28 protein-coding genes are annotated in these 22,145 nt (G+C 58.9%); 18 read left to right on the top strand and 10 right to left on the bottom strand.

The annotated features are described in order from the left end of the window. Positions 1-80: 80 nt before the first annotated feature. The 6 genes from aroA to EK369_RS13770 all read left to right on the top strand — a co-directional run bounded on the left by aroA (position 81) and on the right by EK369_RS13770 (position 4,630). Positions 81-1,433: a 3-phosphoshikimate 1-carboxyvinyltransferase gene (aroA, locus tag EK369_RS13795; protein WP_127114850.1), complete on the top strand. Its 1,353-nt coding sequence runs from the start codon at positions 81-83 to the stop codon at positions 1,431-1,433. After that, entirely contained in the window at positions 1,430-1,963 is a 534-nt protein-coding gene (locus EK369_RS13790; RefSeq protein ID WP_127114849.1) for a hypothetical protein, read from the top strand. Before aroA ends, EK369_RS13790 begins: the two co-directional genes overlap by 4 nt. Positions 1,964-1,991: 28 nt before the next feature. After that, positions 1,992-2,498 (top strand): hypothetical protein, encoded by a 507-nt coding sequence (locus EK369_RS13785; RefSeq protein WP_127114848.1) that lies wholly within the window; start codon positions 1,992-1,994, stop codon positions 2,496-2,498. 63 nt (positions 2,499-2,561) lie between these two features. Beyond that, positions 2,562-3,185, top strand: coding sequence for a (d)CMP kinase (gene cmk, locus EK369_RS13780; RefSeq protein ID WP_127114847.1), 624 nt, complete (start codon positions 2,562-2,564; stop codon positions 3,183-3,185). Further along, positions 3,182-3,931 (top strand): sulfotransferase family 2 domain-containing protein, encoded by a 750-nt coding sequence (locus EK369_RS13775; RefSeq protein WP_127114846.1) that lies wholly within the window; start codon positions 3,182-3,184, stop codon positions 3,929-3,931. Before cmk ends, EK369_RS13775 begins: the two co-directional genes overlap by 4 nt. A gap of 174 nt (positions 3,932-4,105) precedes the next feature. Beyond that, on the top strand, positions 4,106-4,630 hold the full coding sequence (locus EK369_RS13770) for a hypothetical protein (protein ID WP_127114845.1): 525 nt from the start codon (positions 4,106-4,108) through the stop codon (positions 4,628-4,630). 3 nt (positions 4,631-4,633) lie between these two features. Here EK369_RS13770 and EK369_RS13765 read toward each other — a convergent pair whose 3' ends face one another. After that, complete coding sequence (locus EK369_RS13765; protein ID WP_127114844.1) at positions 4,634-5,029, bottom strand: winged helix-turn-helix transcriptional regulator; 396 nt, start codon at positions 5,027-5,029, stop codon at positions 4,634-4,636. Positions 5,030-5,138: 109 nt separating this feature from the next. Between EK369_RS13765 and EK369_RS13760 the strand changes: the two genes are divergently transcribed. Both EK369_RS13760 and EK369_RS13755 read left to right on the top strand, forming a co-directional pair. Beyond that, the gene (locus EK369_RS13760) at positions 5,139-5,780 is read left to right on the top strand and encodes an NAD(P)H-dependent oxidoreductase (protein WP_127114843.1); all 642 of its coding nucleotides are present in this window, start codon (positions 5,139-5,141) and stop codon (positions 5,778-5,780) included. Positions 5,781-6,129: 349 nt separating this feature from the next. Continuing rightward, a complete protein-coding gene (locus EK369_RS13755) occupies positions 6,130-7,194 on the top strand; it encodes a Hint domain-containing protein (RefSeq protein ID WP_127114842.1) in 1,065 nt (354 codons plus the stop codon). Between the two features lie 67 nt (positions 7,195-7,261). On the opposite strand, the gene EK369_RS13750 is transcribed toward EK369_RS13755, so the two are convergent. Further along, positions 7,262-7,669 (bottom strand): hypothetical protein, encoded by a 408-nt coding sequence (locus tag EK369_RS13750; RefSeq protein WP_127114841.1) that lies wholly within the window; start codon positions 7,667-7,669, stop codon positions 7,262-7,264. A gap of 304 nt (positions 7,670-7,973) precedes the next feature. On the opposite strand from EK369_RS13750, the gene rpsA reads away from it, so the two are divergent. The 7 genes from rpsA to trpB all read left to right on the top strand — a co-directional run bounded on the left by rpsA (position 7,974) and on the right by trpB (position 13,605). Beyond that, complete coding sequence (gene rpsA / locus EK369_RS13745) at positions 7,974-9,656, top strand: 30S ribosomal protein S1 (RefSeq protein ID WP_127114840.1); 1,683 nt, start codon at positions 7,974-7,976, stop codon at positions 9,654-9,656. Between the two features lie 92 nt (positions 9,657-9,748). Continuing rightward, positions 9,749-10,156, top strand: coding sequence for a hypothetical protein (locus EK369_RS13740; protein WP_127114839.1), 408 nt, complete (start codon positions 9,749-9,751; stop codon positions 10,154-10,156). A gap of 391 nt (positions 10,157-10,547) precedes the next feature. Then, positions 10,548-10,829, top strand: a complete 282-nt coding sequence (ihfB, locus tag EK369_RS13735; RefSeq protein WP_127114838.1) for an integration host factor subunit beta — start codon at positions 10,548-10,550, stop codon at positions 10,827-10,829. 3 nt (positions 10,830-10,832) lie between these two features. Beyond that, positions 10,833-11,183: a lipopolysaccharide assembly protein LapA domain-containing protein gene (locus EK369_RS13730; protein ID WP_127114837.1), complete on the top strand. Its 351-nt coding sequence runs from the start codon at positions 10,833-10,835 to the stop codon at positions 11,181-11,183. Positions 11,184-11,260: 77 nt separating this feature from the next. Further along, positions 11,261-11,926: a phosphoribosylanthranilate isomerase gene (locus tag EK369_RS13725; RefSeq protein WP_127114836.1), complete on the top strand. Its 666-nt coding sequence runs from the start codon at positions 11,261-11,263 to the stop codon at positions 11,924-11,926. A 43-nt stretch (positions 11,927-11,969) separates the two neighbouring features. Beyond that, positions 11,970-12,221 (top strand): N-(5'-phosphoribosyl)anthranilate isomerase, encoded by a 252-nt coding sequence (locus tag EK369_RS13720; protein ID WP_127114835.1) that lies wholly within the window; start codon positions 11,970-11,972, stop codon positions 12,219-12,221. Positions 12,222-12,351: 130 nt separating this feature from the next. Beyond that, positions 12,352-13,605 carry a tryptophan synthase subunit beta gene (gene trpB / locus EK369_RS13715; RefSeq protein WP_127114834.1) on the top strand — a complete coding sequence of 418 codons (1,254 nt, stop codon included), beginning with the start codon at positions 12,352-12,354 and terminating at the stop codon, positions 13,603-13,605. Between the two features lie 65 nt (positions 13,606-13,670). Here the strand turns inward: trpB and EK369_RS21820 are convergent, their stop codons facing one another. Continuing rightward, the gene (locus EK369_RS21820) at positions 13,671-14,111 is read right to left on the bottom strand and encodes a hypothetical protein (RefSeq protein WP_164727003.1); all 441 of its coding nucleotides are present in this window, start codon (positions 14,109-14,111) and stop codon (positions 13,671-13,673) included. Positions 14,112-14,279: 168 nt separating this feature from the next. Here EK369_RS21820 and EK369_RS21815 point away from each other — a divergent pair, with 168 nt between their 5' ends. The 3 genes from EK369_RS21815 to EK369_RS13695 all read left to right on the top strand — a co-directional run bounded on the left by EK369_RS21815 (position 14,280) and on the right by EK369_RS13695 (position 15,836). After that, complete coding sequence (locus EK369_RS21815) at positions 14,280-14,750, top strand: PepSY domain-containing protein (protein ID WP_164727002.1); 471 nt, start codon at positions 14,280-14,282, stop codon at positions 14,748-14,750. An 87-nt stretch (positions 14,751-14,837) separates the two neighbouring features. Continuing rightward, positions 14,838-15,314: a hypothetical protein gene (locus EK369_RS13700; RefSeq protein ID WP_127114832.1), complete on the top strand. Its 477-nt coding sequence runs from the start codon at positions 14,838-14,840 to the stop codon at positions 15,312-15,314. Between the two features lie 39 nt (positions 15,315-15,353). Next, a complete protein-coding gene (locus EK369_RS13695; RefSeq protein WP_235871428.1) occupies positions 15,354-15,836 on the top strand; it encodes a helix-turn-helix transcriptional regulator in 483 nt (160 codons plus the stop codon). Positions 15,837-15,923: 87 nt separating this feature from the next. Here EK369_RS13695 and EK369_RS13690 read toward each other — a convergent pair whose 3' ends face one another. The 7 genes from EK369_RS13690 to EK369_RS13660 all read right to left on the bottom strand — a co-directional run bounded on the left by EK369_RS13690 (position 15,924) and on the right by EK369_RS13660 (position 22,127). Then, positions 15,924-16,295 carry a DUF2237 family protein gene (locus tag EK369_RS13690; protein WP_127114831.1) on the bottom strand — a complete coding sequence of 124 codons (372 nt, stop codon included), beginning with the start codon at positions 16,293-16,295 and terminating at the stop codon, positions 15,924-15,926. 69 nt (positions 16,296-16,364) lie between these two features. After that, positions 16,365-17,528, bottom strand: coding sequence for a serine hydrolase domain-containing protein (locus EK369_RS13685; RefSeq protein ID WP_127114830.1), 1,164 nt, complete (start codon positions 17,526-17,528; stop codon positions 16,365-16,367). 61 nt (positions 17,529-17,589) lie between these two features. Next, on the bottom strand, positions 17,590-18,636 hold the full coding sequence (locus EK369_RS13680) for a DUF2332 domain-containing protein (protein ID WP_127114829.1): 1,047 nt from the start codon (positions 18,634-18,636) through the stop codon (positions 17,590-17,592). Further along, positions 18,633-19,331 (bottom strand): aminoacyl-tRNA hydrolase, encoded by a 699-nt coding sequence (pth, locus tag EK369_RS13675; protein ID WP_127114828.1) that lies wholly within the window; start codon positions 19,329-19,331, stop codon positions 18,633-18,635. Before pth ends, EK369_RS13680 begins: the two co-directional genes overlap by 4 nt. Positions 19,332-19,485: 154 nt before the next feature. After that, entirely contained in the window at positions 19,486-20,121 is a 636-nt protein-coding gene (locus EK369_RS13670) for a 50S ribosomal protein L25/general stress protein Ctc (protein WP_127114827.1), read from the bottom strand. A gap of 145 nt (positions 20,122-20,266) precedes the next feature. Then, the gene (locus EK369_RS13665; protein ID WP_127114826.1) at positions 20,267-20,890 is read right to left on the bottom strand and encodes a hypothetical protein; all 624 of its coding nucleotides are present in this window, start codon (positions 20,888-20,890) and stop codon (positions 20,267-20,269) included. A 70-nt stretch (positions 20,891-20,960) separates the two neighbouring features. Beyond that, positions 20,961-22,127, bottom strand: coding sequence for an alpha-hydroxy acid oxidase (locus EK369_RS13660; protein WP_127114825.1), 1,167 nt, complete (start codon positions 22,125-22,127; stop codon positions 20,961-20,963). Between the last annotated feature and the right edge of the window lie 18 nt (positions 22,128-22,145).

Raw genomic sequence — 22,145 nt, 5'->3', positions numbered from 1 at the left:
CCAAAAGAAGAGGCAATTCGCGCATTTACGTGGGCGAGTTGCTGCGCTAACAGGTTTGGGCAACAGGAGAGGATTTGCACATGTCCGGTCACGGCACCCCTATTCCCATGACATCGCATGCCTGCGGCCCTCTTAAGGGTGAGGCCAATGTGCCCGGTGACAAGTCGATCTCGCATCGGTCCATGATCCTGGGGGCCATGGCAGTTGGAGAGACGCGCATCAGCGGGCTGCTGGAAGGCGAAGATGTGCTGGATACGGCCAAGGCCATGCGTGCTTTCGGGGCTGAAGTCACGGACCATGGCAACGGCAATTGGACAGTTCATGGTGTTGGTGTTGGTGGGTTTGCCGAACCGGAAAACGTGATTGATTGCGGCAACTCGGGCACCGGGGTGCGACTGATCATGGGGTGCATGGCAACAACCGGGATCAGCGCAACCTTTACCGGCGACGCCAGCCTGAATAAGCGCCCCATGGCGCGGGTCACGGACCCGATTGCCCTGTTCGGCGCGCAGTCGTTCGGGCGCAGCGGTGGGCGGTTGCCAATGACTATCGTCGGCGCGGCCAATCCGGTGCCCGTGCGCTATGAAGTGCCGATGCCCTCGGCTCAGGTGAAATCAGCGGTTCTGCTGGCCGGGCTGAACGCGCCGGGGCAAACCGTGGTGATCGAGAAAGAAGCCACACGCGATCATACTGAACGAATGCTGTCCGGGTTCGGCGCGGAAATCACCACCGAAGTGACGGAACAGGGGCGTGTCATCACGCTGACCGGCCAGCCCGAGTTGAAGCCGCAGACCATTGCCGTGCCGCGTGATCCGTCTTCGGCGGCTTTTCCTGTCTGTGCAGCGCTGATTACCCCCGGTTCGGATGTGCTGGTGCCCAACATCGGCCTGAACCCAACCCGCGCCGGCCTGTTCACCACACTGCGTGAGATGGGGGCGGACCTGGCCTATGAAAACGAACGTGAAGAAGGCGGCGAACCAGTTGCGGATCTGCGTGCGCGGTTCTCGCCGGACCTGAAAGGCATTGAGGTCGATCCGACCCGCGCCGCCAGCATGATCGACGAGTACCCCGTCCTATCCGTTGTGGCGGCCTTTGCCGAAGGCGACACGGTGATGAAGGGCGTAAAGGAGCTGCGGGTCAAGGAAAGCGACCGCATCGACGCCATGGCCAACGGATTGCGCGCCAATGGTGTGGACGTGGACGAAGGCGAAGACTGGTGGGTTGTGCACGGGCTCGGCCATGGCAACGTGCCAGGGGGCGCGACCTGTGAAAGCCACCTCGACCATCGTATCGCCATGTCATTCATGGTGCTGGGAATGGCCACACAGAACCCAGTGCGCGTTGACGATGGCGCGCCCATTGCAACCTCTTTCCCAATCTTTGAGCCGCTGATGGCCGAACTTGGGGCAAGGATAACAAGAGACACCGATTGAAGCCTTACACCAAAGCCCTGATTGCCCTGACACTGGTGACCGCAGTCACCTATGGGGTGCTGGTCGGGGTTGGGGCGACCCATCTGGTGCTGGGCGAGGCGAGGCTAAAGCCCTTTGACCTGCGTGTCCTGGGCTACACAGCATCTGACGCCGAGGCCTATCTGGCGCTGATCAAACCGTCCCAAGTCACGCTGTACACCGGTTTTCTCCGCAAGCTCGATACGGTGTTTCCCTTGCTGTTTGGATTGTGGTTGGGCTGGTGTCTTTGGGGGCTGACGCGGCGCATGCATCCCTGGTCACGGATCATCCTTTTGGTGGTTCCGGCAAGTTACACGCTGATGGAACTCTGTGAAAATGCGCTGGTTGCTGACATGGTTCTTGGGTTTCAGGCCCCGGTCGACACGACCCTTGTGGCGCTTGCCAGCAGTTACACCATCTCCAAGTTCGTGACGCTTTTTGTTGCTTTTGGTCTTTTGTTGGCCATGATGCTTCTAAAAATCAGGCCCTTTGGGGAGGGTCTGGACAGCTGATCCCCAAAGAACAATCGGGGAGGGGACTATGCAGCGAGCCTTTTGGCTGAGTTTCTCAGCGGCCATGGCGATCTATCTGACCATGGTGTTCTGGTCCGTGCCTTTTATTGTCGGGCAGGCCGGGGGGCAGGCGCCTTTTGATATGCGGCCCATGGGATATTCGTTGGAGGACGCCAAGGGCTTTCTCGGTGCGCTCACGCAAGACGGGCGCCTGTTCTATTTGGATGTGCAGCAAAAGCTGGACATTGCTTACCCGGCACTGCTGGGGATGTCTCTGATCCTGGGATTGCAGCTGGCTTTGCGGCGGCCCTGGGGCACTGTGTTTGGCCTGGTTGCCTTGATGGCGACGGCGGCAGACTATTTTGAGAACCACATTGTTGCGGGCATGTTGCAGACAACGCCGGACATGCTGGACCCGGCGACAGTTCAGGTTGCGAGCTTCCTCACCATGAGCAAATCGGTTGGCCATATGACCTGTTTCGTGGCCTTGCTGCTCGGGGCATCGACGCACTTGATGCGGCGGGTATTGCGTTAGGGCTTGCACAGCCATTGAGGCCTTGGGATACACGGGGCACGCACCCAGATTTTGAGGCAAGACATGCAGTTTACCATTGCGATCGACGGACCGGCAGCGGCTGGAAAGGGAACGATTTCAAAAGCGGTGGCAGCGCATTTCGGTTTTGCGCATTTGGATACGGGGTTGTTGTACCGGGCGGTGGGGGCGAAGACGCTGGATGGGACGGATCCTGTCCTAGCCGCCAAGGCCTTGATTGCACAGGATTTGGATGGAGATGCTCTGCGCACTCCCGAAGTGGCGCAGGCCGCCAGCAAGGTTGCGGTGATTGCCGAGGTGCGCGCGGCGCTGGTGGATTTCCAACGCGCTTTTGCCCGGAGGCTTGGCGGCGCGGTGCTGGACGGACGCGATATCGGAACTGTCATTTGCCCCAATGCCGAGGCTAAGTTGTTTGTCACCGCCAGTGCCGAGGTGCGCGCGGAGCGGCGGTATTTAGAACTGAAAAACAAGGGGTTGGACATCACGCTTGCGCAGGTTCTTGCGGATGTGAAAGAACGCGATGCGCGCGATATGGATCGTGCCGAAGCCCCTCTGAAGCCTGCCGTGGATGCCACGATGATCGACACGTCGGACCTGAGTATCGAGGCCGCTGTATTGCAAGCTGTTGCTGCAATTGACGCAGCGCGGAACAGCGGAACAGAGGCATGACATACACGATTGTTACGCTTTTGCATGAACAGCAGCTGGCCTACGTGCAGACCCCCAAGGTCGCGACCACAACCATGTTCAACGTCATGCATGGTATTGCTGGAGTGCCCGGAAAGGGGGGGAAACCACGTGAAGAAGCGCGGGATCCTGAGATTGCGAAAGCCCTGCAAGGCAAGGGGCTGGAACGTCGTGCCTTGCGTGCGGTTGAACTGCAAGGGCTACAGACAGAGTACGCGGAGTATTACTGGTTCTGCATTGCCCGCAACCCGATCAATCGTATCGTATCAAGTTACAACAGCAAGCTTCAGCGATACGCCAAGACCTTTGCCAAAGGCATCTACCTACGTAGTCGATTGGCCACGCTGGGCGACGGTCTGAAGACGTTGGATGATTCCAGAAACACGTCTCGTCAAGTTGCGCGTCGAATATCTTTCGATGACATGCTTAAGGGTTTGAAAAAGAATGGAGTTTCTTTCGATCAACACTTTGAGGAACAAGCGGTTCTCACTGCGCAATCCAGCCTGACCTATGACCAGATTCTAAAGTTGGAAACCCTAGATGACGATCTTGCCTCGCTTGCATCCAGGACCGGCGTTGGACCGATTGAAGCAGTTCGGAAGGCCAAGTGGAATTCTTCGCTGCAAACCGGGTTAACAGTGGCGGATCTGACCCGTCGACATATGGAGCAGATTGTTGATCTGTACCGCCAGGACTTTGAAGTTTTTGGCTATTCCTTGCCAGAATGACTTTTTGTCTGCACCCCCAAAAAACCGCATCTGCATCGCGTCGGTATAACGTCGGTATTACGTCGGTATTCTGTTAACTCAAAGGTAACCTTCACGCCTGCCTCACCGCGAAGTGTTTCGCCTTGGGGCAAAGGCCAAGGCTATCCTGTTGCTGTCAGAACGGGGGCAGGGGTCATGCGGTTTCTCATCATAGCTTTTCTAACGATTGCAGCTTCGGTGGCTCTTGCCAAAGATCCGGTGCCTGAACCGCCAATGACCTACGAGCGCCTGGGGCGCATCATCTTTGCGCTCGATCCCGACGCGGACCCTCGCGGCGATATGTTCGAGATGCGGGTGGCAGAACGGCTTGTGGTGGTCGTGACCGACCGGCAGGCTGACCGCATGCGGGTGATGGTGCCGATCCGCGAGGCCCACGACCTGAGCGAAGCCGATCTGCGCCGCATGATGCAGGCCAACTTCGACAGCGCGCTGGATGCGCGCTATGCGGTGGCCAATGGCATCCTGTGGTCGGCTTATATCCACCCGTTGTCGCCGCTGGAAAAGGAACAGTTCATCTCGGGGCTTGTCCAGACTGTCACCGCGGCCGAGACCTATGGCACCTTCTACACCGGCGGTAGTGTGCAATTCGGAGATGGCGACAGCAACGACCTGCAACAGCAGTTGCTTGAGGAATTGTTGAAGCGCGGCCAGGACCTCTGACGATCAGGCGCTTTTGGGCAGCTTCTCGGCTGCGGCATCATAAGTCGCGCGCGCTGCATCAATGGTCTCAAGGTTCTCAAGACCCCACATGGCAAGCGCCTTGACCGGCTCGCGGAAGGATTCCCCCAAGGGGGTCAGCGCATATTCGACTTTGGGCGGAATGGTGGGGTGATAGGTGCGGCTGACCAGCCCATCGCGCTCCAACTCGCGCAGCGTCAGGCTGAGCATGCGTTGAGAGATGCCGAGGTTGCGCTTTAGCTCGTTGAAGCGCAAAACGCCGTACTGGCTGAGCGAGGCAACGATCAGCACGCTCCAGCGATCTCCGACCCGTGACAGGACTTCGTTCAGGCGTTTGCAATCGGGGCATTGGGCGATCGGGGCCAAGGTGGTTCCCTCCATGATACCGGGTCTCAAAAATGTGCCTTCTTGCGGCACTTTCTGGTGCTGACTATATCGTCGGTATCAAAAATATACCACCCTTTGAAAATCTCCCGAAAGAGGACTGACGATGTCGAACAGCACGCTTATGGAAAAGCTGAACTGGCGTTATGCCACCAAGAAAATGGACCCCAGCAAGGCGGTTCCGCAGGAGAAAGTCGACCAGATCGTCGAAACCATCCGCATGGCGCCATCGTCAAGCGGGACACAGCCGTTTGAGCTGTTCGTCATCACAAACCCCGAGATTCGTGCGGACATACGCAAGGTCGGCTGGGACCAGACACCGATCACCGAGGGCTCGCACCTGTTGGTGTTTGCCGCATGGGACAACTATTCTGCGGATCGTATCGACGCGGTCACCGCGCAAATGACCGAAGCGCGCGGCGAGTTGCCGTTGCTGAACCAGTATTATGAAAAGCTGAAAGCGACCTATCTGCCGCGTGACGCACAGACCAACCACGATCACGCCGCGCGTCAGGCCTATATCGCGCTGGGCTTTGCCATGGCGGCGGCGGCTGAGTTGGACGTGGACTGTTGCCCGATGGAAGGGTTTGATGCCGCGAAAGTGGACGAGATTCTGGGCCTGAAGGAAAAAGGCCTGCGCTCGGTCGTGTTGTTGCCGCTGGGCTACCGTCAGGACGGTGCCGACTGGCTGCTGCCGATGAAGAAGGTCCGCAAGGCAAAAGAGGCCATGGTGACCGAGATCGCCTGAGGGTCTTAACTGTTGTGAATTAGAGCAGGGGTGCGGTTGGTCGCGCCCCTGTTTACGTTTGGATAAACATTGGGCTGGAGCCGGTGAAGGTTCCGGCATTAATCTGCGGTTAAACTGTATTGGAATGGCCGCTGGCGGGGCGGCCTTAGGCCAAGGTCCGGGGACTTGATCCAACAGGTGTTGCTCCCGACCGGACGTGGCAATTGTGGTCAAGAAAGGACCTGCCTTATTTGTGCCACAATTCGTTTGGATACTGGCCGTGTTACCAAGTGGCACTTTTCCCGTAAAAAAATCAGAAAAACACCCGAAAATCGGGAAAACATAGCCAGCGTTGAGGCAGGCGATCAGTATGGCGACGATTTCGTTCTATGCGCGTGGTGACAGCAATTCCGCGAATAATGCTGCATTGAATGCGCAGAATACCAACACGGTTCCGACCACGGAAATTACCTTTTCCAGTGGCGTAAGCGGCGATCTGCAACTGGAGACAAATGGTGGCGCTCCGGATCCGGATACGACGATCATCATTAATGGCGTCGAGATGACCTTTACCGTGAATTTCTCGGGGGCACTGCCAAACACAAACAAATTGTCCAACGTGAACGGTGTGGATTTGCGGGGAGAGCCCATCGTGGTCATCACCACCGAAGATGGGCAGCGTCTGTTTTTCCTTCCAAACGGTGTATCTCAGGCCACCATGGATGCGTTTCCCAACGGGGCGCATGACCTTGATGCTGTGACAACGGTTGATGATGTGCCGGTGTGCTTTGTGGCAGGCACGGAGATTTTGACCCCAAGGGGCCACGTCCTGGTCGAAGAACTGATGCCGGGAGATTTGGTCACGACCTATGGCGGCAAGACTCGTCAGTTGAGGTGGATTGCCAGCCGCTACATGAGTTTCTCAGAGCTTCTGGTGGAACCACGGTTTCGGCCTGTTTGTCTGCCCGCGGGGTTTTTAGGGCGGGATGGACCGCATAAGCCGCTTTGGCTTTCGCCACAGCACCGGTTCTTGTTTCGCGGGTGGGAAGCAGAGTTGTTGTTCCGGAACGCAGAGGTTTTTGTTCCGGCAGCAAGTTGCAGGGATCTGCCAGGCGCTCCGGTGGCGGACATCTCTCAGGGCGTTGCCTATTATCACCTGTTCCTCGATTGCCACGATGTTCTGATTGCGAACGGATTGCCCTGCGAGAGCTTGTTTCCGGGGGACGGTGCGATTGCCAGCCTGACCGAAGCCGCGCGCGCGGAACTGGCCGCGTTATTCCCGGAACATGGGGGAAACTGGGCGGGGTACGGCCCCACCGCGCGGCAAAGCCTGTCACGCAAAGAGGGGGACCTGTTGCTGGCCTATTCCGGTTTGGATCAAGCGCGGTCAGAGCCAGAACAGGATGCGACTGGGTTTGCTGTACAGGCGGCCTAATGCAATTTTGCCGGGATTTCGTGCGGGCAATGAGGGCATAGCCCCGGATGCCCGCGCGTATTGATTCTTAGGGGCGTGTGACGGACAAAACCCCCGTCCATCCGGCGTCCTTCAGATCAAAGGGCAGATCGCGGATCGCGACTTTGCCGTGGGCAACGCCGATCAGGCCTTCGCGCACGATCAACTCCAGTGCTTCGGTGTCTTCGGCCGGGAAACTGGCCATCTGGGTCTTAGCGTCGGCACTGACGATACCTGCCAGATAGGGGAGGCCGGATTTCGGCCCCATGTCCACAGCCTTGACCACTTCTTCGGGGGCGACGGGGACAGTGCCGGTTTCACCCTCGGGGCTGCTGAACGTAAAGGTCAGGCGAAAGTCCATTTCTCCAAGGATCGAGTCGCTCTGGGCGAGCATGGCAGAAGGCAGGGCGGTCAGGGTCGCCAGACCGACCAGAAGTTTGCGTTTGGTGAGTTTCATGCGGTACATCTCTTCTCTGTTCGAGCTGCCTCTTCATAGCCGAGCACGCGCCGCATGAACTTGTCCAAAATCAAGGGGTGGCCTTGCATCATTGCCCAAAACGGTCTAAACGCCCCCTGTCCAGAGACCGTCAAGAGTCGCGGATGTGGTGAGTAGGGCCCGAGGGAAATCCTTTGGCCCTTATTGTTTGTGTGTGACGCCACAGTCGTTTTCTTGGCCAAGCGGCCCGGGACGCAATGAAACCAAGACCGGCGGAGACAACCGCACGGCCCGAAAAAATGTTTGTAAAGGAACCTGAGACCTCATGGCTCAAAACACATCGATGGAGGAATTCGAAGCCCTCCTGAATGAAAGCTTCGAAATGGACACCCCGAACGAGGGTTCGGTTGTCAAAGGCAAGGTCATCGCAGTTGAAGCGGGCCAAGCCATCATCGACGTCGGCTACAAAATGGAAGGCCGCGTTGATCTGAAAGAATTCGCAAACCCTGGCGAAGCTCCTGAAATCGCCGTTGGCGACGAAGTAGAAGTCTTCCTGCGCGCGGCTGAAAACGCCCGTGGCGAAGCGGTTATCAGCCGTGAGATGGCCCGCCGCGAAGAAGCCTGGGATCGTCTGGAAAAAGCATACGCCGACGACGCGCGCGTCGAAGGTGCGATCTTTGGTCGTGTCAAAGGCGGCTTTACGGTTGACCTCGGCGGCGCCGTGGCCTTCCTGCCCGGCAGCCAGGTTGACGTGCGCCCCGTGCGCGACGCAGGCCCGCTGATGGGTCTGAAGCAACCCTTCCAGATCCTGAAAATGGACCGTCGTCGTGGCAACATCGTTGTGTCGCGTCGCGCTATCCTCGAAGAGAGCCGCGCCGAACAGCGCGCCGAAGTTATCGGCAACCTCTCGGAAGGTCAGACCGTGGAAGGCGTTGTCAAGAACATCACCGAATACGGTGCGTTTGTTGACCTCGGCGGCGTTGACGGCCTCTTGCACGTCACCGACATGGCATGGCGCCGTGTGAACCATCCTTCGGAAATCCTGTCGATCGGTGAAACTGTCAATGTACAGGTCATCAAGATCAACAAGGAAACCCACCGCATCAGCCTCGGCATGAAGCAGCTGCAAGACGATCCATGGGATCTGGTTGCTGCCAAATATCCGCTGGAATCGGTGCACACTGGTCGCGTCACCAACATCACCGACTACGGTGCCTTTGTTGAGCTGGAGCCCGGCGTTGAAGGTCTGGTTCACGTCTCGGAAATGTCCTGGACCAAGAAGAACGTGCACCCCGGCAAGATCGTTTCCACAAGCCAAGAAGTCGAAGTCATGGTGTTGGAAATCGACGGCGCCAAGCGTCGCGTCTCCTTGGGTCTCAAGCAGACCATGCGCAACCCGTGGGAAGTGTTTGCAGAAACCCACCCCGAGGGCACGCAGGTCGAAGGCGAAGTCAAGAACATCACCGAATTCGGTCTGTTCATTGGCCTCGACGGCGAGATCGACGGCATGGTTCACCTCAGCGACATCTCGTGGGACGAACGTGGCGAAGACGCGATCCAGAACTACCGCAAAGGCGATGTGGTTCAGGCCGTTGTGTCGGAAGTTGACGTCGACAAAGAGCGTATCTCGCTCTCGATCAAGGCGCTGGGTGGCGACAAGTTCGCAGAAGCCGTTGGCGGCGTGAAGCGTGGCTCGATCATCACCGTCGAAGTCACCGCGATCGAAGACGGCGGCATCGAGGTCGAGTACGAAGGCATGAAATCCTTCATCCGTCGTTCGGACCTGTCGCGCGACCGTGCAGAGCAACGCCCCGAGCGTTTCTCGGTCGGCAACAAGATCGACGTCCGCGTCACCAACGTCGACAGCAAGACCCGTCGTCTGGGCCTGTCGATCAAGGCACGCGAGATCGCCGAAGAGAAAGAAGCCGTGGAACAGTACGGTTCGTCGGATTCGGGTGCGAGCCTGGGCGACATCCTCGGCGCCGCGCTCAAGTCGGGCGACGACTAACTCTCGTCTTTACAAGTGATTTGGAAAGGCCCTCGCATTTGCGGGGGCCTTTTTGTTTGACCGGCGGGTCGCGGCGGGGAATGGTGTGTTCCATGGATCTGAGTGGCGACTGGACCGGTGTGTTCGACTATGGGCTTGAGACGAGGGATGCGGTGCCGTTCACGGCAACGCTGATGGATGTTGGCGGCGTGGTCTGGGGCGAGACGCAGGAACCCAATACCTTTGTGCCGGACGCGGGACCCGAATTGATCGCCGACGTCAGTGGCACGCGCAGCGGAGTCGAGGTGCATTTTCGCAAAGCCTATCTCGGCAGCCCGCGGGGCGGGGCCTACCCTATCCACTACACTGGCCACATCTCGGCCGGCGGAAAACGCATCGAGGGGCGGTGGCGTATCAATGTTCCGGGCGTGCCCTTTGGTGGGCCTTTTGTGATGACACGGATCACGGGGATCGCGGTGACTCGCGAGAGGGCACTCAAGACGCAAGTCGAAGCCACCTGAAGCGCACGTGATGCGGGCAAGGCTTGCCCGCAATCCCCAAGACCAGAAAATCGAATTTGCCGCCGCATGTCTGAGAGTGCTTGGCGTTGCCAATCTTGCACTGCAAAAACTGCAGGGTCATGAGGGTTGGCACCTCGCGCCAGCGGTACAGGCCATTTGGAAAGACAATTTCAGTTCCGAATCAATGGCTTCTCTGCGATGCGGCAGCGCTTGGGTTTCGCCCGCTTCGGGGGCGTGAACCAGCGAAGTTTCGCTGAAATGGGCATATCCGCGCCCCAAATGTCGGAAATTCCCAAAGATTTGGGCGCAATTTGTTTCCGTTTTCCGGGATTGTTCCTATAGTTGCCGGGATGCAAGCGACAAGACGTGCACGCCCAGGGAGACACCACTTATGATCCGTTCGGAACTCATTCAGAAAATCGCAGATGAAAATCCGCATCTATACCAACGGGATGTTGAGCGGATCGTGAATACGATCTTTGATGAAATCACAGACGCGATGTCCCGCGGCGACCGGGTTGAGCTGCGCGGCTTTGGCGCATTCTCGGTCAAGAAGCGTGACGCACGGGTGGGGCGCAATCCCCGCACCGGCGAAAGCGTGAAGGTCGAAGAAAAGCATGTGCCCTTTTTCAAAACCGGAAAGCTGCTGCGCGACCGTCTGAACGGAAAGTAAAACATGCGCTATATTCGCTATGGCTTTTGGGCCGTTGTGGGAATTGCCCTGATCTCGGTGGCGATGGCCAATCGAGGCATTGTTCAGCTGAGACTGTTTCCTGATGCAATCTCGGATTTGCTGGGATTGAATCACACCATTGCCCTGCCATTGTTCATCGTCATTCTGATGAGCATCGCCGTCGGTCTGTTGATCGGCTTTGTCTGGGAGTGGCTGCGCGAGCACAAGCATCGCTCGGAAAAGAACCGCACCCAGCGCGCGTTGAAACAGACACAGCGCGAAGTGCGTCGGCTCAAAGGCGGGACTGAGGCCAAGAAAGACGATGTTCTGGCGATCCTGGACGAGGCGTCCTGACGGCACTGTCAGAGTTTTTGAAGTGAAGAAGGGCTTGGGCGTTTGCCTTGGCCCTTTTGCGTCTGTATTGGGGGCCTATGGATATCCGGGTCAAGATTTGCGGGCTGACCGAGCCTGAACATGTGGTTGCCGTGGCAGAGGCTGGGGCGGCCTATGCGGGATTTGTTTTCTTTGAAAAGTCACCGCGCCATGTTTCGGTAGAAAAGGCGCGGCATTTGGCATTAGAGGCGCCTATTGGCCTGGCCAAAGTGGCGCTGACGGTAAATGCAGACGATGCCACTCTGGATCAGATCGTTGAAACTGTTCCGCTGGACATGTTGCAACTGCATGGGGCGGAAAGCCCTGAGCGGGTGGCCGAAGTGAGGGAACGCTATGGGTTGCCCGTCATGAAGGCTGTCGGGATCGCTGAAGAGGCGGACCTTGTGGCGCTGGCAACCTATGGCGCGGTGGCCGACCAGCTGCTGGTGGACGCCAAGCCGCCGAAAGGGGCGGACTTGCCGGGGGGCAACGGGCTGGCCTTTGACTGGCGATTGGTCAATCGCAAGTATTGGCCGTGTCCGTGGATGTTGGCCGGGGGGCTCACCCCTGACAATGTTGCCGAAGCTGTGCGCATGACGGGCGCGCGGCAGGTGGATGTCTCGTCGGGTGTAGAAAGCGCTCCGGGGGTGAAAGACGCCACGCTGATTCGGGCATTTGTCGAGGCTGCCAAGGGTGTCGGTCAGGGCGCGCCGATCCTGCGCTAGCGCCTTTTACGGCCCATTAACCTTGTTCACGGCAGGGTGGGGCATGACCTCGATTCCCGATCATCTGACAGCCGAACTATGGCTCAAGCAGTTCTTTGGCTCGGCAGAAGCACGCCGGGGCGGTGTGGTTAAACGCAAGGTGCGGGATGTCGAAAGGTTGGTGGGGCGGGATGCTTTTGCACAAGAGGTCGCGCGGCGCGGCTATCGCGCCTATGAGAACGGGCGCCACTTTGTCGTGTTCTGCAATCAGGGGCCAATCTATCGTGTGGTGCCAAGGGCTTTCGAAAGCCCTTGAGAAATCCGCTTGGAAGCGGATTGTCCCCGCGGTTTCGAAACCGCGGATCAAAGCGTTTCGAAACGCTTTCCCGCTTGCCCAGCGGGGTTGTGCGCTCTAGGTAGAGTGGATGCAAGAAAAGGGCAAAGACATGGCCGACGATCTGTTCAACAGCTTTATGAATGGTCCCGACGAAAAGGGGCGTTTTGGGGATTTTGGCGGGCGCTTTGTGTCTGAGACGCTGATGCCGCTGATCCTGGATCTTGAGGCCGAATACGAAAAGGCCAAGACTGATCCCAGCTTCTGGGCCGAGATGAACGACCTGTGGAAGCACTATGTCGGCCGCCCGAGCCCGCTGTATTTTGCCGAGCGCACGACACAGACGCTGGGGGGCGCCAAGATCTACCTCAAGCGCGACGAGCTGAACCACACCGGTGCGCATAAGGTGAACAACGTGCTGGGCCAGATCATTCTGGCGCGCCGCATGGGCAAGACCCGCATCATTGCCGAAACCGGTGCTGGTCAGCATGGCGTGGCCACGGCTACGGTCTGTGCCAAATTCGGTCTCAAATGCATCGTCTACATGGGGGCGCATGACGTGCAGCGTCAGGCCCCGAACGTGTTCCGCATGCGCCTGTTGGGGGCCGAGGTGATCCCGGTGACCTCGGGACGTGGCACGCTCAAGGACGCCATGAATGACGCGCTGCGCGACTGGGTGACCAACGTGCGTGACACCTTCTATTGCATCGGCACCGTGGCAGGCCCGCACCCCTATCCAGCGATGGTGCGCGACTTTCAGTCGATCATCGGCAAGGAAGTCAGAGAACAACTGCCCGAGTACGAAGGCGAAGGCGCGCTGCCCGACACCGTGATTGCGGCCATTGGGGGCGGGTCAAACGCCATGGGTCTGTTCTATCCGTTCCTCGACGATCCCTCGGTGGGCATCATCGGGGTTGAGGCTGGTGGCAAGGGCGTGAACCAAAAGATGGAGCACTGCGCATCGCTGACAGGTGGACGTCCTGGCGTGCTGCATGGCAACCGCACCTATCTGTTGCAGGACGATGACGGGCAGATCCTCGAAGGCTATTCGATTTCGGCGGGTCTGGACTATCCCGGCATCGGACCCGAGCACAGCTGGCTGCACGAAACCAAACGGGCGCAGTATGTCTCGATCACCGACAAGGAGGCGCTGGAGGCGTTCCAGTTCAGCTGTGAGCAAGAGGGTATCATCCCTGCGCTTGAACCCTGTCACGCGCTGGCCCATGTGATGAAGATCGCGCCGACCCTGCCCAAGGACCACGTGATTGTCATGAACATGTGTGGCCGTGGCGACAAGGACGTGCAGACCGTCGCGCGCTACCTCGGCTTTGACATGAGCGATACCGAAGGTCGCAGCGCGGACTGACCATGTCACCTGACCTCGCTTTCCGAAAGGGCACGCCTGACGTGCCCTTTTTTGCGTTCAGGGACCTAGGTCGGTTCGTCTTCGTAATCTGATGGCGGGTCTTCATCTGGTTCAGGCTCAGGCTCAGGGTCTGGATCCGGATCAGGTGAACCACCGCCTGCCGGGGCTGCGGAACCCGCATCACCGGACGGTTTTTCGTAATAGGGATGCATGCTGCACACATCGCTGTTTCCGAAATCACCGGTGTCTTTGCCCAGGCAGGCGGCGTGGGATTGGCCGGTCAAAAACAGGAATAGTCCGGCAATAAGGACAATCAAATTTGGCTTAATCATGGCTCCTCTCAAAACTTGAACACGTTTGTGCAATCCGAAGAGTGTGCCTGAAATCGCGTCATTTTTCAAATTGGCGCCGCGGTCGGCTACGCTGTAGCCCTTTGTTTCATGTGCTTTCATCTGTGTGGAGGTCTTCATTCCCGAAGATGCGAAGCCCTGATGAATGGTGCCCATGCGCCGTGCACATAACCGCATAAACCGTGGTTTATCCGCATAAACCGGCGTTATGCGACGCTGCCAATAAACCTCTGCTCAATAGAGATTGGCGCGATCCGGCTGCAGGTTCTCAGCACCAGAGCACGTCTGCCCGTGCTCGACAAAGTGCTAACAAGGAGATCAAAAATGAACCGCATTCTGATGACCACCACCGCAATTGTTGCGGGATGGACCGTGCAGGCCCAAGCCGACAGTTTTTCGGATCGTGCGCTGGCGCACTTTCAGGAACAGGGCTACACAAGCGTTGAGATTGAAGACAATGGCACGACAACCACAGTCGAAGCAGTGCGCAACGGGATCGAGATCGAGACGGTTTATGACAATGCCACGGGTGCGGTCCTGAGCCACGAAACCGAGCCCTACTCGGGTGATGATCATGATGACGACGATGATCACGATGACGATGACGACCATGATGACGATGATGACCATGATGACGACGATGATCATGACGATGACCACGATGACGATCATGATGAGTCCGACGGCGACGATGGGGATGACGGCGATGATGGCGACAGCGGTGATGATGGCGACAGCGGTGATGACGGTGACAGCGGTGATGACGGTGACGGAGATGAAGGTGACGACGACTGATTATGCACTTGCATAGTTTTTGTTGATCTTCATGCTGGCCGAAACCTTTTGTGAGTGTGGCTTCGGCCAGCAGCCTGGGTAAACAACATGGCTTGGAACAGACTGAAATATCTTGGGATCGTATTGCTGGTCGCAGCCGGGCCCGCCTTGTCCGATACTGCGGCGGATCGGGTGGTCGAACAGCTGCGCCGTCATGGCTATACCGAGATTGAGGTGTCCCGTACCTGGCTGGGCCGCACACGCATCTTTGCAACCGCACCCCAAAAAACCCGCGAAATTATCCTGAATCCACGTACCGGCGAGGTTCTTCGAGACCATCGGCGCACCAAGGAAGACGCCTTTGAAGACCTCTTTGAAGAGGATGAGGATGATCGCGACAAGGACGATTCCGCGGGAGGGGACTCCGGCGAGGACGGCGAAAGCAGCGACGACGGCGATGATGGGGGAGACGACGACAGCAGCGACGATAGCAGCGACGACAGCGGCGATGACAGCGGCGACGACAGCGGTGATGACGGCGGAGATGATGGCGGCGGCGACGGGGGCGACGATGGCGATGATTGACCCGTTGTGCCACGGTCCTCTTGATCAGAGGGGGCCAGAGTGAAACCCGGTTTTCTGATGCTCCTCCTGATCCTTGTGCAGGGGGCCTGTGCCATTTTCTTCGTGTCTGACATCCTGCTGAACGTTCTAGGCGTGCGCTCGGTCCCGATCAGCTGGCAAGCCCGTGAGATGCTGGAACTGGGCGCTGCAATCGGGCTGGTGCTGGGCGTTGTCCTGGGGTGGGTGGTGCTTCGCCGCACAGCCGAACGCAGGCGCGAGGCCGAGGAAAGCCTGCGGGTCGTACAGACCGCCTTTCACGATGTTCTTGAAGAAAAATTTTCCGAATGGCGGCTCACTCCGGCCGAACGTGACGTGGCGCTGTTCTCGCTCAAGGGGTTGTCGCTGCAAGAGATTGCAGGCCTGCGTGAAACCTCGGAGGGCACGGTGAAGGCGCAAAGCAACGCGATTTACCGAAAAGCCGGGGTCAGCGGGCGGGCGCAGCTGCTGAGCCTGTTCATCGACGATCTTCTGGCTGAGGCCTGAGGCGGGCTGGCCGTTGCTCAAGGTCCGGGAGGAGAATTTTCTAGAAAATTCTCTGGGTGGCAAATCCTTCTAGAAGGATTTGTTGCGTCAATCGGCGGCGTGTTCCTGCAAAACGTCAAGCGGCACAACGTCCAGCGTCTTTTCATGGGTGGCCTCCAGCCGGACCCTCGGGGCGCAGCCCTCGTCATGGGCCTGAAAAAAGCGCGAGGCACATAGGCACCATTGATCGCCGGGTTTGAGGCCCTGAAAACCAAATTCGGGACGCGGGGTAGAGAGATCGTTGCCGACGTACTTGGAAAAGGCCAGGAACTCGGCCGTCATCACCGCGCAGACCGTGTGCAGGCCCTGATCTTCGTAGCAGGTGTTGCAATGGCCATCGCGAAAGAATCCGGTGACGGGATCGCGCGAGCACATCTCAAGGGTGGTGCCCAGCACGTTGACCGAGGGTTCCATCTGCATTGGCGCGCTCCTGCTGTCGGATGACAGACAATCTAGGGCAAGAGCGCGCCTGCGCCAATTGCGTTTGTGTCAGAGACCTTCGGCGATGCGGCGGAACATGGCGATGTTGCCGTCGGTGACGCCATCCTCTTTGAACTTGCGGTCGGCTGAGTTCATCGCGATCACAACACCCATCGGGCGGTTGATATAGATGTATTGCCCGTAGATGCCGATGCCAAAAAACTCACCCTCGCGCGCATCTTTGGGCATCCACCACTGGTAGCCGTACTGCAGCTTGCCCGGTGCGGTCTTGGCACTTGGCACGGTGCTTTCGGCGACCCAGTTGGCAGGCACCACCTGTTTGCCGCCATAGCGCCCGTGGTTCAGGAACATCTGCCCAAAGCGGGCGTAATCGCGGGTGCGGATGTTGAGACCACCCAGCACAAAGGCCACGCCAACGCCGTCCGCGATGTAATAGGGGCTTTCTTCGTAACCCAGTGGCTGGATGATCTTTTCCGACAAAAGACCTGCGATGTGGCGACCAGTGGCCCCACGGATCACCATGCCCAGAATATGCGTGTCGATCGAGACATATTGCCATTGGGTGCCGGGGGCGACAAAGGTCTCGGTCAGGCCTGCGGCAAAGCCGTCCATCGTGCCGCCAAGCGCAATGACCCGGCCCATGCGATTGATGTCAGAGTTAAAGTCGAGATAGTCCTCGTCAAATGTGACGCCCGACGACATGCGCAAGACATTACGGATGGTCGCGTCATTGTAGGCCGTGCCTTTGAGCGAGGGCGCATACTTTGTCACCGGATCGTCGAGGCTGTCGATAAAACCTTCGGCAACGACAACACCAAAGAGCGCCGACAGGTAGGATTTGGCAACGGACCACGAAACACGGCGATCTTCGGGCGTGGTGCCCTGATAATAGCTTTCATGAACCAGGGCGCCGTCTTTCAGCACAACCAGACCGGTGACTGAGCGTGCCTCGGTCCAAGGGGCGAGGTCAGCAGGCATGGGCGCGTCAGCGCCGCGCGGCAGGTCCGAGACAGGGCCGTCTCCGCGCGAGACTTCACGCGTCAGGAAGGCGGCATTCATGTTGGAAAAGTTGGTGACGATTTTTTCCTCGGAAAACAGCGTGTTCACCGCCATCAGCCGGTGAATTTCTTCACGTTTCCAGACATAGATTGCAGCCGCCGCTACGATCAACAGCAACAGGATTCGGCCAAGCCATTTGCCAAAGGTCCGCATGGTGTTCTCTCCCCTTTTGGCCGAATAGCACTCGGAAGCGATGCTTTTGGCAAGTCTTACGTTAGGTGAGGCGGGTTGGCCCCTGCCAATCCACCCAACGGCCATGGAAATCGATGCGGCCCAGATCGTGGGTTTCATCCCCGGGCCAGAGGCGCAGGGTCAGCCGCGCGCCGGGCAGGTCGCTGTTGTCGGTTTCCATCGAAAGCCAGCCCAGCGGGTGGGCGTCCGTGGCCGTCGCGCCTGCGGTTTCGATCAGGGCGGTACCGCGTTTCTGGGCGGCGTCCGGAAAATATTGCCAGGCCACGGTGGAATAGATCAGGTGCAGTTGACCGGGCACATGGGGCAGGCGGGTGTCCAGCCAGTCGATGGCGTCGGCACGGTCCACCGGCGCGTCCTGCAGCGCGATGGCAGCGCGGGTGCGCTGCAAACGTTCGGCCTGATCCGGCCAGAGGTATGCCATCAGGCGCAGGGCGTCCTCGGGGTTATGCGCGTCGAGCGGGTTAAGGTCCACGCCGCGCCGCTCGGCAACGGGCAGGGTGACGGGGGCAGGGGCGGGGCCTTGCCACCGGGGCGCGAGGGTAAACGGGGCGGTGCCGGGGCCGTAACGGGCGTCGCCAATCTCCAGCGCGAATTGATCGAACATCAGGTTGAGCCCGCCGCTTGACCCCAGTTCCGACAGGCGCAGAGGCAGCGCGTGTCGGGTGGCAATGAGCGACGCCCCGGCGATAAGGGCCGCAGCGCGGCGCACCTCGTTGGTCTGGGGCGCATGGGTGACCCAGTCGCACATGAAGGCGTCATGGGTGTGCAGAGCGGTATCGACCGCTTGCCACAGGGTGTCGTCACTAACCGTGGCCGGGGGATAGGTGGCCTCCAGCCCCGTATCCAACCCCCTGAGGCGCAAGGCGTGCAGACCGCCACAGACGCGCAGCGGCAGCGAAGCGGCCATGGGGCCGATGTCACCCGACCAGTTGGCAAGTTTCTCGGCCAGCTTCGTATCGTCAGGCCAGCGGGCGGCGAGCAGGCGCAGGAGACGGCCCATGAACGGGCTGTCCAGCCCTTCGCAATGGCCCGCCTGTTCTAGAAACGCCGCGCGCAACGCCGCCGTCATCGGAACTTGTCCACGAGCTTTTGCAGCGGACTGCGGGCGTCGTCTGTTGGCGTGGGGGCGGCGGGGTTTGCCCCGGCGGCCGTGTCGCCTTCGGGTTTGGGTTTCGGTTTGGAGGTCGAGGAGCGCGGCGGGTTCACGCGCAGCGCCACGGCGTTCATGAATTTGCCGGTGTCGTCGTCGGCCAGATGTCCCGCGCCATCCGAAATTCCGCGCAGCACATCGTCCAGCCAGTCTTGATCCGCCTTGGCAAAGTCGCGCAGCACATAGCCCGAGACCGCGTTCTTGTTACCGGGGTGGCCAATGCCGATGCGCACGCGGTCATAATGCGGGCCGATATGCTGGTGGATCGAACGCAGGCCGTTGTGGCCCGCATGGCCGCCCCCCGCCTTGACCCGGCACTTGCCGGGGGCGAGGTCGAGTTCGTCGTGGAACACGGTCACATCGGTCGAGTCGAGTTTGTAAAACCGCATGGCTTCGCCCACGGATTGACCCGAGAGGTTCATGAAGGTTTCGGGGCGCAGTAGCATGACCTTTTCGCCACCCAGACGGCCTTCGCTGATGGTGCCCTGAAACTTGGATTTCCACGGACCAAAGCCGTGATCCTCGGCAATGCGCTCAAGCGCCATAAAGCCGATGTTGTGGCGGTTGCCCGCGTATTTTGTGCCGGGATTGCCCAGCCCCACAAAGAGTTTCATGGCCTGCCGTCCGCGTGTTGAAGGTTTCCACGATCTATAGATGCGCGGGGGCGTGGACGCAATCAACCGGCCCAATTCGCGTCAACCAAAAGAAAAACGCGGCGCCAAACGGGCCGCGTTTTCCAATTCGATGCCAGTAAAGTGGCGCCGAGGGTTATTCCTCTGCGGCCTCTTCCACGGCTTCGTCTTCGTCGCCTTCTTCGTTCTCGGAGGAACGCAGACCCGACGGAGCCGAGATGTTGGCGATCACAAAGTCGCGGTCGATGGTTGGCTTGGCGCCGTCCGGCAGGGTTACATCCGAAATGTGCACGATGTCGCCCACTTCCATACCCGCAAGATCGACAACGATCTTTTCGGGGATGTCACCGGCGGTCACGTTCAGCTCAACCTCGGGACGGACGATGGTCAGAACGCCACCCTTCTTGATGCCGGGGGCTTCTTCTTCGTTGATGAACTCAACGTGGATGAAGAGGCTGATTTTCGAGGTGCGGCGCAGGCGCAGCAGGTCGATGTGGGTCGGCAGGTCTTTGACAACGTCGCGCTGAACGCCACGGCAGATGACGCGCACGTCTTCCTCACCTTCAACCTTGAGGTTGAAGAGGGTCGACAGGAAGCGGCCTTGCTTCAGCTTTTTCAGCAGAACGTTGAACGGGATCTGGATCGCTTGCGGGTCAGTTTCGCCGCCATAAACAACACCAGGTACAAAGCCGTCGCGACGTGCTTGACGAGCGGCGCCCTTGCCTGTCCCCGTCCGGACTTCGGCATGAAGATCAGGGATCTGTCCAGCCATTTGAATTCTCCAATATGGTTAGGGCGGGGCTCCTCCAAGGCTGTAGCCCCGCGTGAAGCCGCGCCTATAGCGCAGCTTTGGCTTGTTGGAAAGGGGATTCGCACGGGTTTTCCCCGATTTTGCAGGGTTTTTCGCGCGTTTGGCGTCAGTCTTCGGTATAGTCTCTGAGAATGCCGCCTGCATCCTGAATCCGCGCATAAAGATCAAAGTCCCTGGACCGCGCGGCGCGCAGCTTGGCTTCGACTTCGGAAGAAAGTTCCGCATCGCCTTTGGGAGAGACATTCCTGGCCTGAAGCGTGATCTCGGTTTCAAAACGCTCTTCGAGAAAGTCCAGCAAGAGGCTTTGGGACTCGTAGGCAAACAGGTGGTGCACGGGGACCTTGCCACTTCGGGTCGACAGGCAGTTGAACTGTGATCCCACACCTCGGCCGACGAGCGGTTTGTCTGAGATGACGTCGAGCACAAATTCGTCAAAGCTGATGCCCACCGTGCTGTGGACCGAGTTGCGAATCTTGTCGCGCTTGCGAAAGTTGTACCAACTGCGCAGCTGGTCCAAAGGCTCGCGCATGACGGCAAAGCGTTCCGGGCGCAGCCTGAACGAGCTTTCCAGCGCAGGCGCGAGTCCCTTGTGGAACTTGCCCACCGTCATGTGTTTGTACCGCTTGCCAAAGGCGATATCTGCGTGTTTGCGCAGGGCGCCGGTCAGCGCCTGTGTTCCGGTTTTGGGAACCGCAAAATATGCGAGCTTCTGCTTGTAAAAAACCAACATGGATCACTACCTGCCTGACAGGCGCACTATCGCGCGCCAGCCGGGGCAAGTCAAAGGGGTTGGTGACAGGTCAGCTTTGCCAGCGCCCTTCAAAATCTTGGGGAATCAACAGGATATCCCGGCCAAGTTCATCTATGCGACGACGACCACACAGCGCCATGGAGATGTCCAATTCGTTGCGGATCACCTCCAGAGCGGTCTCCACGCCTTTCTGCCCCATTGCCCCCAGACCATAGACAAAGGCGCGTCCGATATAGGTGCCCTTGGCCCCCATTGAGACGGCCTTCAACACGTCCTGACCCGAACGGATACCACTGTCGAGGTGCACTTCGACCTGGTCGCCGACCGCTTCGAGGATCGAGGGCAGGGCACGGATCGAACTCAGCGCGCCATCCAGCTGGCGGCCACCGTGGTTCGACACGATGATGGCATCCGCGCCGACCTTGAGCGCCATCTTGGCGTCTTCGGCATCCAGAATGCCCTTGAGGATGACCTTGCCGCCCCAGTCCTCTTTCAGCTTGGCAATCTTGCCCCAATCCAGGGTGGGGTCGAAACTCTCCTTGGTCCATGCGCCCAGATCGGCGGCGTCCGAAATGCCATCCACATGGCCAACAATGTTGCCAAAGTTGCGCCGCTTGGCGCCGAGCATCCCGATGCCCCAGGACCATTTGGTCATCAGGTTGGCAATGGTTGACGGGGTCAGTTTGGGCGGAGCCGAGAGACCGTTTTTCAGGTCCTTGTGACGCTGGCCCAGGATTTGTAGATCAAGCGTAATGACCAGGGCCGAACACTTGGCATCCTTGGCGCGCTGGATCAGGCGGCTGACGTAATCCGTATCGGTCATGGTGTAGAGCTGGAACCAAAACGGTTTGCTGGTCGCCTCGGCCACTTCCTCGATCGAGTTGATCGACATGGTGGACAGCGTAAAGGGCACACCGAATTTCTCGGCCGCGCGTGCGGCTTTGATCTCACCATCGGCGCATTGCATGCCCGTCAGGCCGACCGGGGCAAGCGCGACAGGCATCGAAACCTCTTCGCCAATCATCTGGGTGGCGGTCGAGCGACCGGTCATATCCACGGCAACGCGCTGTTTCAGGTAGATCTTGTCAAAATCCGAGGTGTTTTCGCGAAAGGTCTGTTCCGTCCAGCTGCCCGACTCGGCATAGTCATAGAACATGCGCGGCACGCGGCGGTGATAGATGCGTTTCAGGTCGTCGATGCAGGTAATGACGGGCATTTTGGCTCACTTTCCCTC

Origin of the sequence: Shimia sediminis, from assembly GCF_003990645.1 — a bacterium.
GTDB lineage: Bacteria > Pseudomonadota > Alphaproteobacteria > Rhodobacterales > Rhodobacteraceae > Shimia > Shimia sediminis.
The sequence above is the reverse complement of the archived record's forward strand: the minus strand, read 5'-3'. Positions and strand labels throughout refer to the sequence as shown.